Source organism: Collinsella aerofaciens, assembly GCF_015553355.1.
Taxonomy (GTDB): Bacteria; Actinomycetota; Coriobacteriia; order Coriobacteriales; family Coriobacteriaceae; genus Collinsella; species Collinsella aerofaciens_V.
The window spans coordinates 1-14,627 of sequence record NZ_JADNGN010000042.1; the positions used below are offsets into that span (position 1 = coordinate 1).

The window sequence follows — 14,627 nt, forward strand, 5'->3', positions numbered from 1 at the left end:
GCCCGCATTGCGATTCGGATTAGCGAGTCGGTTTTCATGCGGCGGTCAAGCCGCCTATGATCGCGACCTTCGGTCGCGGGCGTTTCGAATCAAACGAAGAACCAGGCGGCGAAATTTTGCGTTTCGCGGTTTAGATCTCAGAAAACAAATCTAAAAACTGCGGCGTCGATTTCACTTCGCCCGCAGCATCACGGCGCAAGAACATCCAAGGGAACAACTTGGACGCCGCGGTCGGTAACATAGGCTTGTGAGCCAAATCCAATAATCGCTACTTTAGAAACCGGCGGGGTGTTTCCAGCAGCAACCATACGTTCCTCGACAGCAACAAGATTGTCAGATGCCTCTTCTATTTGAGCAGAGCTGAGTTTAACTTCGACCGGGATCCAGGTCCCACCAGGAGCCGCAATGACTGCATCGACCTCTAGATCACGAGAATCGTGATAGTGATAGAGACTCATTCCGTTTGCTCGTGCATAAACCCACAAATCATGGAGTGCCAGCGATTCAAAAAGTAGTCCAAGCGTCTTGAAATCTAGCAGCAAGGTCTCCGGAGTCGCCCCGAGTGCAGCGGCCGCAAGTGACGGGTCAGCAAGATGATGCTTCTTTGATTCTCTTAAGTGCACAGGAGATCTCATTGCTGGATTCCATGCGGGAATATCGCGAACGAAGCTGACCCGAGCGAGAAGAGATATATACGATGCTGCCGTTTGTCTCGATACCTCTCCACCAAGATCAGCTACGAGCGTCTTGAGTGTCGCCAAAGTGGATTCATTGCGCGCAAGCGATTCGATAACAGCTTTGACCTTTTCGGGATCGCGTCGAGAGCCATCAACACGAGACAAATCTTCTTCGGCAACTATGCCGATATAACGTTTTGCCATCGCCGACGCAGCCAGCACATCGCGCCCGACCGCCGCGGGCCATCCGCCGCGAACAACGCACTCGGCAATCGAGGCAGAATCCAACGACCCGAAAGCGCCATTGAACTTTTCGCCAGAAATAATGCTCGACAGCTTGACCGCACCGCTAGATTTCCCAAGTTCGAAAAGCGTCATGGTATCCATGCGCAATTTAGCGAACCTTCCAGCACCACTGTGCATCGGCCGCTCATTGTCTCGCGGTGTCGCCGACCCCGTAAATATGAACTGGCCAGGCTCGCCGCCGCGGTTGTCGCACTCAAACCGTGCCGCGTCCCAAAGTTTCGGAACCTCCTGCCATTCGTCGATTAGCCGCGGCACCTCGCCGGAAACGGCAAGCGCCGGGTCCGTCTCGGCACGCAAACGATTCTCGAAGTTGCGCGACGGATCCATGAGAAGGAGCCTGGACGCCGCACGGGTCCCGGCTGTGGTTGTCTTTCCACACCATTTCGGTCCTTCGATGAGAACGGCACCGAATATCCCTAACATCTGGTCGAGCTCATTTTCGATAATTCGAGTGTAGTACTTTTTTGGCATGTTTTTCACCATTGATTACCAGTGCGTTTAACTAAATTTACCGTTTTCATTTAACCAAATTTTGCTTTTTTGATTAACCAGATTTACGCATTTCAGTTAACGAAACAGATTAAACATGCACGAAGTGAAAATCATCTACTCAACACCGCGCATGAGCTCCGAAATGGTGATTTGAAATCCGTCGGCAATCTTCTTGAGATTTGAGAGGCTGACATTACGCCGACCGACTTCAATGCTCGCGTAGTAGGAACGATCCATTTCAATCAAATTGGCGAACTGCTCCTGACTGCACCCGAGTCCAGCGCGGAGCTCTTTGCATCTCATGCCGAATGATTTCTGAAGCGTCGTATCCATGACAAAAAGAGTCATGGATTGTTGTATAAAAGACAACGGACTATATACAATAATCCCAGTTAAGGCGCATAATTATCTCTATTGGAAAGCGCTCTGATGCCCAGTCGGATAGGGCACGGAAAAGGAATGGAACAGCACAATGACCCAGGGAAAGCACTTCGCTGCCGGTGGCGATCACTTCGCCGCACTGCCAAACAAAAAGATTCACACTCCGAAGGGGATCGCGCGTCTGACCGTCACCGCGGCGACCATGGCCGCCATGACCGGATCGAGCCTCATCTCACCGTTCACGGCATTCGCCCAGACCGGTGACGGGGGCACGCAGCACCCCGCCGTGATGTCGCCGATCGCCGCCCACGCCGGCGCGGCATCCGGTACCGGCGCGAAATCCGCCGCACAGACCATCGCGGACCTGCAGAAGGCAGTCAACGAGGCGAAGGCGAAGGAGGACGCCGCCAAGGCAGCCTACGATGAGGCCGCCGGTCCCTACAACGAGGCGGCTTCCGCCCGCGACCAGGCCAAGGCATCCTACGATTCTGCAGTCAACGCCGGTACGGCAGCTGACCGAGCGGCAATGGACGAGTACGCCCGTCAGGTCGCAGAGGGCAAGGACGCCGCCGATGCCGCCGGCAAGGACCTCGAGCAGGCGAAGGCGGGTCTCGCAGACGCCAAGGCGGATGCGTCCGAGAAGGACGAAGCGTACCAGTCCGCCCTCAAGGCGGCCCAAGATGCCAAGGACGCCCTCGATAAAGCCAAGGCCGATGCCGTAAGCGCCACCCCGGAGGCAATCAGTGCCGCCGAGCAGGCCGTGCGCGACGCCCAGGCTGCCGTGGACAGGGCACAGACCGATCTCGACAACGCCAACACGACGCTTGCCGATGCCCAGTCCAAGCTGGTTGCGGCCCAGTCTGCAAAGGATTCCGCCGATGCCGTCCTCGCCGCAGCCCAGCAGAACAAGGACGCGGCGGATGCGAAGGCCGCAGCCGCCAGCGCCGCCTACGAGAAGGCGAAAGCAGACCTCGCCGCAGCGGAGGCAGGCGCCAACGGTCCGGAGTACGATGCGGCAAAACAGAAGGTCGCGGACGCGGAGGCAGCCCTCGCTGCCGCACGAGCGACACAGTCCCAGTGCGAGTCCGAGCTCGAGCAGGTACAGTCCGCTGCGGCAACGGCACAGGCCGACCTGAATGATGCCCAGGCGTCCCTCTCCGTAAAGCAGCAGGCCGCGGCCGATGCCGAATCCGGTGTGAACGCCGCCCAGTCCGCACTCGATGCCGCGAACGCCGACCTCGATGCCGCCAAGCAGGCGAACGTCGACGCCATCTCCAAGCTGGATGCAGCGAAGCAGGCTGTCAAGGACGCTGAGTCCGCCAAGGCGGCCGCCGATGTAGAGCTTGCGAACGCCAAGGCCGCAAAGGATACCGCAGACGCCGCCGTGACCGCCGCGCAGCAGAAGGTCGACGAGGCACAGGCGAAACTCGATTCCGCCGACGCGCAGCTCAAGCAGGGAGCCATCGGCTTCTTCCGTGCCATGGGTGCCGATTCAGCCATCGAGATCATCCAGAACTGCACGTACAAGGACTACACCGAGATCGGAAACAGTCTCGACGCAACGGGCCTTGAAAACATGCTTTCGTCCATCACGGTCATGAAGAACGTGAACGCCTACCGTAAGTCCGTCGGCCTTTCCGAGCTTGAGGTAAGCTATAAGCTCATTGCGGCAGCGATTGCAGATGCAAACTATTCGACGAAAAATGTAGAGCATGCCCAGCAGTTCGATGTCGGTGAAAACCTTGCCTGGAGCTATCGCGACCCCTGCAAGGCCTGGATCTATCAGGAAAAGGATCTGTTTGACAAGACTGCAGCTTCCCTTGGTGCGACGAATCTTTCCGGAAAGGACGCCTACGACTTCTGGTATGCCAACCAGGACAAGTTCGATTACTACCGTATCGGTCATTACATGAACATCATCAACCCTGACTATGCTGTCATGGGATGCGGTCTGAACGATGACACCCGTTTGACGTTCTCGCTCACGCTGCAATACGGCGGTTGGGCCGGTTCGGGCTGGAATACCGGAGCCATCTCCGTCGACGAGTACGAGCAGAAGCTGACCTCCTATATCAACGGTCTCAAGAACGCCAAGAGCGCACTCGACGCGGTCAAGGCCGATCTCGCATCCAAGCAGCAGGCAGCCGCCGGCGCCGCCACAACCGTCCAGCAGAAGCAGGTCGCAGCGGATTCCGCACAGGCAGGTGTCGATGCCGCGAAGCAGGACGTCACCGATGCCCAGCGTGCCGTCGATGCCGCCAAGGCTGATGTCGCCGCCAAGCAGCAGGGCGTCACGGTTGCCCAGACCGAGCTTGATGCGGCGAAATCGGACCTCGATGCCGCCAACGCGGCAGTCGATACGGCAAAGTCGACCGTCCAGCAGAAGCAGGTCGCCTTTGATGCCGCCAACGCAGCCGTAACGACCGTACAATCTAAGTTGGATGCCGCAAAGGCCGACACCGAGGCCAAGCAGCAGGACGTCACGGTTGCGAACGCCGATCTCGCGAAGTTCTTCCAGGACGTCGCCGACGCCAAGAAGGCGCTCGATACAGCAAAGAGCGCCCATGACGCGGCGGCAGCCGATCAGGTCGAGAAGGCGACCGTCCTCGCCGCCGCCGAGCAAAAGGCGGACGCCACCGCACGCGCCCTCGCGGATGCCCAGCGTGCCGTCGATGCCGCAAAGGCCGGCACCGGCGTTGCCGCCGACAGGCTTACCGGCTCCCAGACCGATCTCGAGGACGCACAGTCGAACCTCGACATCCTCACCGATCTTGCCGCGAAGCTCGCAGAGGCACAGCAGCGCGAGCAGGATGCAGTAAAGGCCGTCAATGACACCAAGGCCGCCCTCGATGCCGCGAAGGCGGATACCGCCGCCGCCGAGTCCCTGGTCTCCGCCGCCGAACAGGCGAAGGCGCAGGCAGACGCCAAGCTGTCGAAGCTGAACTCCATCGATGCCGGCGCGGCGATCGCTTCCGGCCATGATGTGAACGCGGATGACGCCCTCAACGCGCTTTTCGCCGCAGCAGTCGAGGCACGTGCCAAGGTCGCACCCGCCAAGGCCATCCTGGACGAGAAGCAGGCCGCGGTGGACGGGCTCCAGTCCGGCAATGATGCGGCACTCGCCGCCTACGAGCAGGCGAAGTCCGACCGCATCGCAGCGGAGCAGAAGCTTTCCGATGAGATCGCACGACAGGAGGCAGAGGAGGTCGCAAAGCAGCAGGCCGCATACACCCCGAAGCACCTCGCCGGAACGGATACCGCTCAGCCCGGCAGCCTCGCCCAGACCGGTGACCGCGCGGGACTCATCGGTGAGACGTTCGCCATCGGCGGTACCGTCCTCGTGGCAGCCGGCGTCTTCCTCGATCAAAAGAAGCGCCGCGAGCAGATGTAAAAGCGAGCCGGGCGTTGGATATCGGCTGGTGTCCAACGCCCGGTTTCATGGACAGGGAGATCGGTGTGAGAACAAAGGCTATTATCGTTGCGCTTCTGGTGTGCCTTTCGGCACCTCAACTTGGATGTGCCAGCGTTGCAAAGCAAGGAAGCGGCTCTACGGAAAGGGCCGCCACAGCGGTAAAGAATAAAGACAAAAAGAAGGCGAGCGAAGAAAAGGCGGCGCAAACCTCTGGAGCCAAGACCGAGGAGAAGAAGGAATCCGACGACAAGGACCAGAAGTCCGATGACTCCAAGAAGGAGGGTAACAAGTCTTCCGATTCTTCGAAGTCGGACAGCAAGGGCGATTCCTCCCAGTCCAAACAGAATTCCGGCAATTCACAGGGCTCTGGCAGCAATAACTCTTCTTCCAACGGCGGTAGCCAGAAGAAGTGGATTGCCGAGCAGGGCCACTGGGAGACCGACTACGGCCAGGTCTGGGTCCCGAACGTCGTGTACGTGCGCCACGGCCGCTTCATCTGCAACGCCTGCGGCGCGACCTTCGACTCGAAGAACGGATTCTATGCCCATAGCGACGCGATGTATGCTCAAGGTCAGAACCATGATGGCTACACCGACGACTCATATACCACAAGCGAGGACCAGGGACATTACGAGCAGCAGGCGACCGGCAGGCACTGGATCGTCGACGTGGCCGGCCACTGGGAGTAATGTGCATCGTTCCTCTCCTCTTACATTCGGTAAATGTTTATTTATTTGTGGGCGGCCGGTTCGGCCGCCTTTTTAGACGCCCAGTCTGGGAGCAAACGATAGGAAAGCAATCAAACGAGAGGCCGTTCCAAAAGCATCCGGCGGTGCCGGATGCTTCGGGCAAAACCTTCCGCAAATCGGTAAAGTCTTCCATCAACTTGCTCCAGCCCTCGCCCGGAGTCCGCTGCGCGGGACTCATCGGCGAGACGTTCGCCATCGGCGGTACCGTCCTTGTGGCGGCCGGCGTCTTCCTCGACCAGAAGAAGCGCCGCGGGCAGATGTAGGACAAATCGCATAACGACTCGGAAAGGGGAATCCCGCAAAAGGGATTCCCCTTTTGCGTTTCGCCCGACACGGGTCGTTGAGGCAGCTTCAGCTTACGGACTGCGGATTAAACCGATCTACAGCTGTGACTATATGTCTGTGAGCACATGTTAGCCTGGTCTTATGCTCACATATTTTTAAGAGCGCCTATGTTTTACCGACCGTTTGTCAGTGCTTATTGAACAACCAGTCGAACCCGGGCTTACCGAGAGTCTGGCGCATCTGGCCGGTCTGAAACTCGGTATGGGTCCCGTCGGGGCCAATGACCGTGTTCATACCACCGGCTCACGGAACGACCGTCTTGGTCTCACCGGTCGTGAGGTCGATTCTCATGTTGCCGACCTGGTTCTCGGCGTGCATCTGTCCGTCGCTGCCAAGTACGTTCTGGAGCATGTCCGCCTCCTTGAAATCGTCTTCTTGCCGACAGTATGCCCGAAACGAAAAGGGACGCAGCATGAGTTAAATCTATAATTCTTCTATAAGGTTTCTAGGGATTTTCTAGAAGAATTATAGAATTAAATTGTTGGCTTCCGGGTGTTGAGGCGTCTGGATTTGGCTATCTTCCTGCGGTAATACCGGTTAATAGACGAATTTTCAGGGTCTTTAGGTTAATAGTCGCTAATAGTCAGGTGCATGGGCACTATTAGGAACTATTAGGCTGAAGGCGAGCGATACACTTTGGATGGCGGCGCGGTGGGCGCCTGGTCATTTCCTTCCACCTTAATCTGCTTGTCTGCCGCGCCGTCGCTTCTCAAATAGCTAGGCCAAATCGAAGAACGCGCGGGGCGCCAGTGATCAACCCGAGAATGCCGATGGCACGGATAAGGCGGGGATGACGGCCGAAGTCGTTCGGCCATACGGTAAGGACCGTTGCAAAACCGAGGTGGCCCAGAAGTGCAAACACTTGCCAAAAGCCAGTCACCACAACCCCCTCCCTCTCCCAACTGAGTCTTCATTTATCGTATCAAGGCGCAAACCAGAAAGGTACGCGTGATCGTGATTGTATCTAGAAATACTCTAGAAGTTTCTATAAAACTTCTAGAGTATTTCTAGATTTGCAGGGATTCATGGGTTATGGAGCATTGCGGTGCGGTAAAATGAATCTAGAAGGTTTCTAGAAATGTTCTAGAAGAATTATGGAGAGGACCGGTGCAAAAATGATCGTTTCGCTGATCAATCTGAAGGGCGGTGTGGGCAAGACGACGAGCTGCATCGCGCTCGCGACGGCCGCCGCTCGCGACGGCAAGGAAGTCGTCGTACTCGACGCGGACCCGCAAGGATCGGCCACCTTCTGGGCCGATAACGCCGAGGACAACGGCGAGGAACTTCCCTTCGCCGTCGACGCCGCGAACCCCGCGACCGTCAAACGGGCGGCGAAGAAGTTCAAAGGCGATCCTGGCCGCTGGGCCTTCATCGATTGCCCACCCAATGGGGCCATCTTGGACGCGGCGCAGGACGCGTCGGACTTCGTCATCGTGCCGACTGGCACCGGCAACGCAGACCTCGTGAAAACGGCCGAGACCGTGAAAACGATGGAAGCGAACGGGAGGCCGTACGCCGTGCTTCTTACCCGCGTGCTGACGAACACCAACGGTTTCAAGGCTGCGCAGGAAAACCTTGCCGCCGGCGGTATTTCCTACTTCGACACGGCGATCCGCCAGAAGGAGGACCTGAAGGGCTACTTCGGGCTGCCGTTCGGATCGGCACTCTACGGATACGATGACGTCTACAGCGAGCTCAGGGAGGCCCTGAATGGCCGTTAAAAATAACTTCAATGCATTTGCCAACAACAACACCAAGCCGGCCAAAAAGCGCCTCATGGACAACCAGGACACCGCACACAAGGGTGATGCCGGGACCGACGAGCGCAAGATGATTACGTTTTACGTGTCGGCAAAGAAGCACGCAGCCCTGAAGGCCTACTGCAAGCAGGAGGGCAGGACGATGACAGCTGTGATGCAGAACGCTGTCGATGAACTGCTTAAAGAGGCGGAAAACGAAGACCGATAGGTTAGTTTCGGAATCGATGAGAAAAGGAGCCGATATGACTCAAAGCGAGAAACGCAGGAAGCTCAGCGGCGACATCACCACGGAGCTCTGCGGGCTCAGCGGGCTTTCGCAGGTGATGAACACATCCGAAAACGAAGCCCTGTTCGCGCTGGCCGACCTTCTCGGCCCAGCCGTAAACCGATTGCTCGGCCTGCTCGAAGAGAGCGACAATATTGATTCGTTCACCATCCCAGAGGATGCCATCGAAGACTCGACGAAAACGGCCGAGGAGACGCGCGCCGAAATTTACGACAAGTTCGCCATCGAGCTTCATGGCCTAAAGGGCCTCGCAATGGCAATGGAGGAATCAGGGAGTGAAATCACGCTCGCTCTTTCAGACCTTCTAGGACCAGCCGTAAACCGATTGCTCAATCTGATTGAAGAATTGGAACAAGCATCCTGATATCGCATTTCGCGAACATATCTTAATCAAACGTCAGTCAAGAAGAGCACCGGAAGGTGCTTTTTCTTTCTTGTAGGCTCTCAGATCCGATTTAAGGCATCGAAATAATGCAGTCTGAGGAATACGGTCGAATTGGTTCCAAAGTGTCAGATATTCGATTCTGTGGCCGTTTCCGTGGTCTAGACGTGAGGTCGACTGAATGTCGGAATGGATAGCAGCTGAAAAAGATGCCCTATCTGTAGTCACCTCACGATTGCAAAAAGACGTTCGTCTTTCAGTGAGTTTCAAGCAAGGGTTCTAGGCCACTTGTGGCCCTCTCTCTTAATTCTCAATTCTCTTTTCTCTACATATATAGGGACATGTACTCATGCAACGTTAACCCCTATTTATCACGTACTGATGCAACATAAATGTGTACTCATGCAACGCTATGTGCGTACTCATGCAACGTTATGTACTGATGCAACGTTGCATGAGTACGCGTTAAGGGGTTATGACAACGCATTCAACCGTGAAGAAATATATTTGAACATCGTGATATATACGGATATACTATTTGCAATGTAAATTCGGCCAGAAAGGTATTTGAGATGGAATCCAAGAAGGACGCAACTCCGTCCAAGAAGCGCGTGTTGCTCACCCTTCCCGTTGAGCTCGTGGATTATCTTACCGAGGTTACCGAGCAGACCGGAATGAACAAGTCCGGGTATATCGGCGTGCTTTTGCGCAACCAGATGCTTCATGAGCGCGAGGATCGGGCTGGCGATGAGGAAAAATAGGCAGAAAAAAAGACTCGCAGCCGCCAAGCAAATGAGTCTTTCTTTCCGACGTGATATCGATTTGTCAAGGACATCATACCATAGTACCTTCGGTTCTACCGCTGGTTTTTGTGGATGTACCTTGGCAGATGATGCTGTCGGCTAGAGGTCGTGATAATCATGACCAGCTTGGCCAACGCTCTGGCTGCCGCCGTCGGCAGTCAATCTGAAAAATCGAATGATGCCCCTGCGCCGTTCGTGTTCCAAACCGAGCTTTCGGTTGGTGGAGGCAATCTGGGTACTTCCGCTGCAGCGCCTGTGCTGCAGCGCCCCGTCGCAACCCGTGAGCTCAAGGACTATCCATGGCTTCTCGTGCGCCTCGGTCTCGTTTCGGTGGTTGGCAAGACGATGCCGAATGGGCGCAAATGCTCGATCGGAACCGTTATCCTGCTCTCGCATATCGGATCTGGTCTTTCCGAGCTTCGTGAGTCAACGGCCGTCGAACTTGATATCGATCGGTGCCGAGTGAGTACAACCATCAACGAGATGGTTGGTTGGGGATGGGTCGTGCGCTCGGAAAGCGGGGCTCTTTCGGTTGACTTTGATGAAATCGGTAACTTTGTCGGCATGTCCAAAAGCGAATTGATTAGCGGTCAGTTCCTTCACGTGCCGCGATTCATGCTTGCAAGTGATGCGTTCCACGATGCAGCCTGTGTCGTGTTCGGCGACCTCGTGTCCCAAAGTCTGCTGGACCACCCCCGCGGCGCGATGAAGAACCCGGAGCTGGCAGAGCTCCTGGGTATTTCCGTCTCCGCGCTCCAAAAGGCTAGGAAGCATCTTGCCGAGCAAGGTTTCATTGAGCTCAAGAAGCAGGGAAAGCAGGTCGTGCCGGAAATCGCGTCGGGGGCCGCTGTTGCTGCGGTCCGTCTCGAAGATGACCGCACACGAGCACTGGAAGCGATTCTCAAGAAGTCGAGAAAGAGAAACAAGTAAATGCGCACTGATGCAACGTTGCATCAGTGCGCATTAAGGGATAAATCTAGATATTTTCTAGAAAATATCTAGAAAATAGCAAATTATTCAACTGCGTATTCATGCAACGTTGCATTGGTACGCAGTAGGAAGGCCAAATATGCCGTTACCAACGAAACTCCCGTCCAACATCGAAGCAGAAAAGAAAGTGCTGGCCGCCGCCATGACGAACCGCGTTTCACGCGTGGAAATCGTGGCAAGTTGCACGGAGTCAGATTTTTTCTCTCCGTCGAACAGGACGATCTTCAAGGCGATTTGCGATCTTGATGCGAAGGGTATCGGGGCCGACTGCGTCTCCGTCATCGATGGGCTTCGGAGCAGCGGAAAGCTCGCTGCCGTCGGTGGCGAGGCATACGTCATCGAACTCATCTCGGACGACTTTGCTCAGGCGTCGTATGAGCACTACGTTGACATCCTGCGACGTGACACCGCTCGCCGTAATGTCATCGCCGCGACCGCTGAAGTAACGTCGCTAACCAATAACCCGCCGATAGACACCGCGGAATACATCTCCGCAGTCCAGGACACCTTTCTCGCCGCGACCGAGCAATCCGTCCCAAGCGATTACAAGAGCATGGAAAGCGCTTTACGTCTCGTCCTCGATTCCGCCGAGGCGACCAGGACGGGCGGAGCGACGGACCATGTCAAAACTGGATTCTCCAAGCTCGATGAGCTTATCGGTTCGTTCGAGCCTGGACAGCTCATCGTCCTCGGCGCTCGGCCAGCGGTCGGTAAGAGTGCTTTCGCAATCAATCTGGCAACATCGATCGCAAGCGTTGGTACGAAGGTATGCCTCTTCTCGCTGGAGATGACTGCTACCGAAATAGGACAGCGCATACTCGCGAGCGCGTCGGCCGGCGCTTCAAGCGGCTTGACCATCGGAGCCATCAGGGATGGGCTTATCAAGGAGGGCGACCGCGCCCTGGCTGAGAACATCGTGGCATCCGTGAGTGCTCTGCCAATCGACATCGACGACACGCCCGGAACGACCGTCGCGTCCATTCGCGCCAAGGCGAGGCGCATGCTTCGCGGGCAAGGAAAGGGAATCATCATCGTCGACTACCTGCAGCTGGTTGATGATCCCAAGGGAAGCAAGTTCGAGAGCAGGAACGTTCAGATCGGCAAGATCTCCCGTTCGCTCAAGATCCTCGCAAAGGAGCTTAACGTTCCCGTCATTGCGTTATCCCAGCTTTCTCGGCAGGTTGAGAATCGCGTCGGAAAAGTGCCCCAGTTGTCTGATCTTCGCGACTCCGGCTCGATCGAACAGGACGCCGATATCGTTATGTTCTTGGACCGTTCAGCCGACGATCGAGAGGCGAACATGGATGGACGTCCGGCCAAGGGCATCGCGAATGTCATCGTTGCTAAAAACCGAATGGGGGCGACCGGGACTGTTGAGTTCGTCTTCAAGCCGGAGTACTGCCGGTTCTACGTTGCCGCAAGAAACGTAGCGCGATAATGCGGTGTATTGTGTACTCATGCAACGTTGCATGAATACGCTTTTGCCCAATTTCTAGAAGATCTATCGCAATAGATGGATTGAAAAAGGGGGATCCATATGTATGGACCGGTGAGCAAGGACGGGCCGTCGATGGAGTTTGGCGAGGTCGGCGAGGAGATCAAAGATGAGGCACGGCGCCGGGTGGTGGAAGAAATCGTCGCAAAGCTCAAGGTCGATGCCGACGATGTCACCGAGATCACTGGAACCCCGGTCGAGGAAATTGATCCTTTCTGGAGCAAAGAGAACCAGAAACACCTAGAGGTAGCTGCAGAAAGGCTTGATTCCGGTAAGGGAGAGATGCACGAGCTCATCCCTTTAAATGACTGAAGCCGCCCCTACTAGGGCGGCTTCAGCTGCTGGGAGAAAACCCCAAACTGTTTCCATCCGCGCAGGGCGCCGGCTCTGCCAAGCCTATAAGCGCTCCCGTGCGCTATATGCATCCTACATTCTTATAGGCTTTCTTTTAGTGCAAGCTTCATAGTTCAACCTGCAATTGTCCCAATGAATTACCTGCAATTGTCCCAATGAATTACCTGCAATTGTCCCAACGCAGCAGATAAACAGTATAATTTCTCTGTTTAAGAAGTGGGGTGCACTAGTGAATAGATATATAGACCGATGCGTCGATCGGCTGATCGAACGAGACCTCGTCATTTTCGGCGCGGTACTTGTTCAGGGACCGAAATGGTGCGGGAAGACGACGACGGCGCACCGCTTTGCGGAGTCATCGCTTTCTCTCTCCGATCCCGCTGGCGGCTTCGCGGCGCTTCAACTCGCTCGCCTCGACCCGGCTCAGGCGATAACCGGTGCGGCGCCGCGACTCATCGACGAGTGGCAGGAGGAGCCGAAGCTATGGGACGCAGTGCGTTTCGAGTGCGATGCGAGGGGAGGGGAACCAGGGCAGTTTATCCTTACCGGCTCGGCGACGCCGAACGATGCGGACCGACCGATGCACAGCGGCGTCGGGCGCATCTCCCGCCTGCGGATGGACACCATGACGCTTTCCGAACTTGGCGTCTCGTCTGGTGCGGTTTCGATCGGTGCGCTGTTTGCAGGCGATCCCGTTAAAACATCGCTCGGGTCCATCGATGGCATCAGCGGTGTTGCCGATATTCTCTGCCGCGGCGGTTGGCCTCAGGCGGTCGGTAGGACGACCGCCGAAGCGATGCGGATATCGGCTGCCTATATCGATGGCGTGTGCGAATCCGATGTCTCAAGAATCGACGGAGTGAGACGCGACCCGGAAAAGGTCAGGTCCCTGCTCTGCTCGCTCGCTCGCAACGAGTCGACTCTTTCCGGCACGAAAGCCATTGAAAGGGATCTGGACGGCGACATATCGAAGAACACAATTGCGAGTTACATGGACGCGCTGCGACGGATCAACATCGTCGACGACATCCCGGCGTGGCACCCGGCGCTCAGATCCCCGGTGAGGTTGCGCCAGGGCGCTAAGCGACATCTCGCGGACCCCTCGCTCGCCGTGGCGCTGCTCGGCGCGAATCCCGAGTCGTTGACGGCCGACCCGAAGACCCTCGGCCTGCTCTTCGAGTCCACCGTCCTGCACGATCTCAAGGTCTATGCGGCGGTCAACGACGCCTCCGTCTCGCATTACCACGACGCCGACGATCTGGAAGTCGATGCCATCGTCCACAGGCGCGACGGGTCATGGATCGCGGTCGAGGTCAAGCTGGGAAGCCCGCAGGTGCCGGAGGCATCCGAGAACCTGCTTCGCCTAGAGCGGAAGCTGGTCGAGCGCGGGGAAAGACCGCCTGCGGCTAAGCTCATCGTCATCGGGTTCGGGATGCCTACCCACACGACGCCGGACGGCATCACCATCGCACCCATCGATACGATCGGCATCTAGCGCGCAGCGTATCGGCAGCCACTCCTGCCATACCTTTCGGTACACGCGGGTGATTTGCAAGTACCGACTATTAGCTGTATCGTCCGCAAGTCCTGTCTAATAGTCACTAATAGTGACGGTCGGGCAACGAGTTCGGGCTATTAGCCTTAATGTCTCCTATCCTCGGCCTGCTTCTTCTTGCATCGAAGCCTGAACCAGGTTCAGCTGGCATGGTTAAAAACGAGGGGCGACGCTTTTGCGTCACCCCTCGTCCCGGCCGGTTGCTTTAGTTGTACACACGGTAGTTACACTTGAACTGGGTTATGTGTCCATAGTTGGAGCGGTACCAACCCGACGTATAGCTGATTGCCTCTGCGCCTAGATAGTCGTAGCCCTTGTTGTAGCGAAGCTGACGGTAGGTCGTGTCGTACTCTGCTACGTAAAACGTGTCTCCAGAGAAGGCTTTGTACCGGTCCTTAACCGTCGAAGCCATGTACGCGGGTTCGACATCGCCTTTCTCCCCGTTGAGCGCATAGACGGGTGCCGCGATTCCGCATAAAGCCGTTGCCACGAGGATGGCGTAGACAGCCATGCGCGACGCATTGGACTTCAGCTGTTCAAATAGTTTCATGTCATTCACGTCGCTCGTATGTATCGAGGTATTCCTGCTTGAGCGTCTGCGAGGACGACTCGGTCTTTTCCACGAGCGTGCCGGCCTCGA

At 56.5% G+C, this 14,627-nt stretch carries 14 protein-coding genes; 11 read left to right on the plus strand and 3 right to left on the minus strand.

The features are described from left to right. Positions 1–188: 188 nt before the first annotated feature. Together I2D57_RS08895 and I2D57_RS08900 are read right to left on the minus strand one after the other, a co-directional pair. Complete coding sequence (locus tag I2D57_RS08895; protein ID WP_195362215.1) at positions 189–1,454, minus strand: ATP-binding protein; 1,266 nt, start codon at positions 1,452–1,454, stop codon at positions 189–191. 135 nt (positions 1,455–1,589) lie between these two features. Further along, a complete protein-coding gene (locus I2D57_RS08900; protein WP_226812479.1) occupies positions 1,590–1,808 on the minus strand; it encodes a helix-turn-helix domain-containing protein in 219 nt (72 codons plus the stop codon). Positions 1,809–1,947: 139 nt separating this feature from the next. Between I2D57_RS08900 and I2D57_RS08905 the strand changes: the two genes are divergently transcribed. The 11 genes from I2D57_RS08905 (at position 1,948) to I2D57_RS08955 (ending at position 13,927) form a co-directional block, all read left to right on the plus strand. Then, entirely contained in the window at positions 1,948–5,247 is a 3,300-nt protein-coding gene (locus tag I2D57_RS08905) for a CAP domain-containing protein (protein ID WP_195362216.1), read from the plus strand. 65 nt (positions 5,248–5,312) lie between these two features. After that, positions 5,313–5,957: a hypothetical protein gene (locus I2D57_RS08910; protein ID WP_229055727.1), complete on the plus strand. Its 645-nt coding sequence runs from the start codon at positions 5,313–5,315 to the stop codon at positions 5,955–5,957. Between the two features lie 143 nt (positions 5,958–6,100). Then, a complete protein-coding gene (locus tag I2D57_RS08915; RefSeq protein ID WP_195362217.1) occupies positions 6,101–6,280 on the plus strand; it encodes a hypothetical protein in 180 nt (59 codons plus the stop codon). Between the two features lie 1,197 nt (positions 6,281–7,477). Continuing rightward, the gene (locus tag I2D57_RS08920) at positions 7,478–8,083 is read left to right on the plus strand and encodes a ParA family protein (protein ID WP_195362218.1); all 606 of its coding nucleotides are present in this window, start codon (positions 7,478–7,480) and stop codon (positions 8,081–8,083) included. After that, the gene (locus I2D57_RS08925) at positions 8,073–8,330 is read left to right on the plus strand and encodes a plasmid partition protein ParG (RefSeq protein ID WP_152067970.1); all 258 of its coding nucleotides are present in this window, start codon (positions 8,073–8,075) and stop codon (positions 8,328–8,330) included. The genes I2D57_RS08920 and I2D57_RS08925 overlap by 11 nt, the downstream gene beginning before the upstream one ends. Before the next feature lie 34 nt (positions 8,331–8,364). Beyond that, entirely contained in the window at positions 8,365–8,772 is a 408-nt protein-coding gene (locus I2D57_RS08930; protein ID WP_152067969.1) for a hypothetical protein, read from the plus strand. Between the two features lie 590 nt (positions 8,773–9,362). Continuing rightward, entirely contained in the window at positions 9,363–9,551 is a 189-nt protein-coding gene (locus I2D57_RS08935) for a hypothetical protein (RefSeq protein WP_152067968.1), read from the plus strand. A gap of 159 nt (positions 9,552–9,710) precedes the next feature. After that, a complete protein-coding gene (locus I2D57_RS08940) occupies positions 9,711–10,523 on the plus strand; it encodes a helix-turn-helix domain-containing protein (protein WP_152067967.1) in 813 nt (270 codons plus the stop codon). 139 nt (positions 10,524–10,662) lie between these two features. After that, entirely contained in the window at positions 10,663–12,021 is a 1,359-nt protein-coding gene (gene dnaB, locus I2D57_RS08945) for a replicative DNA helicase (RefSeq protein WP_195362219.1), read from the plus strand. Between the two features lie 99 nt (positions 12,022–12,120). Continuing rightward, positions 12,121–12,390, plus strand: coding sequence for a hypothetical protein (locus tag I2D57_RS08950; protein ID WP_195362220.1), 270 nt, complete (start codon positions 12,121–12,123; stop codon positions 12,388–12,390). A gap of 271 nt (positions 12,391–12,661) precedes the next feature. Then, positions 12,662–13,927 carry an ATP-binding protein gene (locus tag I2D57_RS08955; protein ID WP_195362221.1) on the plus strand — a complete coding sequence of 422 codons (1,266 nt, stop codon included), beginning with the start codon at positions 12,662–12,664 and terminating at the stop codon, positions 13,925–13,927. Between the two features lie 265 nt (positions 13,928–14,192). Here the strand turns inward: I2D57_RS08955 and I2D57_RS08960 are convergent, their stop codons facing one another. Then, entirely contained in the window at positions 14,193–14,537 is a 345-nt protein-coding gene (locus I2D57_RS08960; protein ID WP_006235302.1) for a hypothetical protein, read from the minus strand. Positions 14,538–14,627 lie beyond the last annotated feature (90 nt).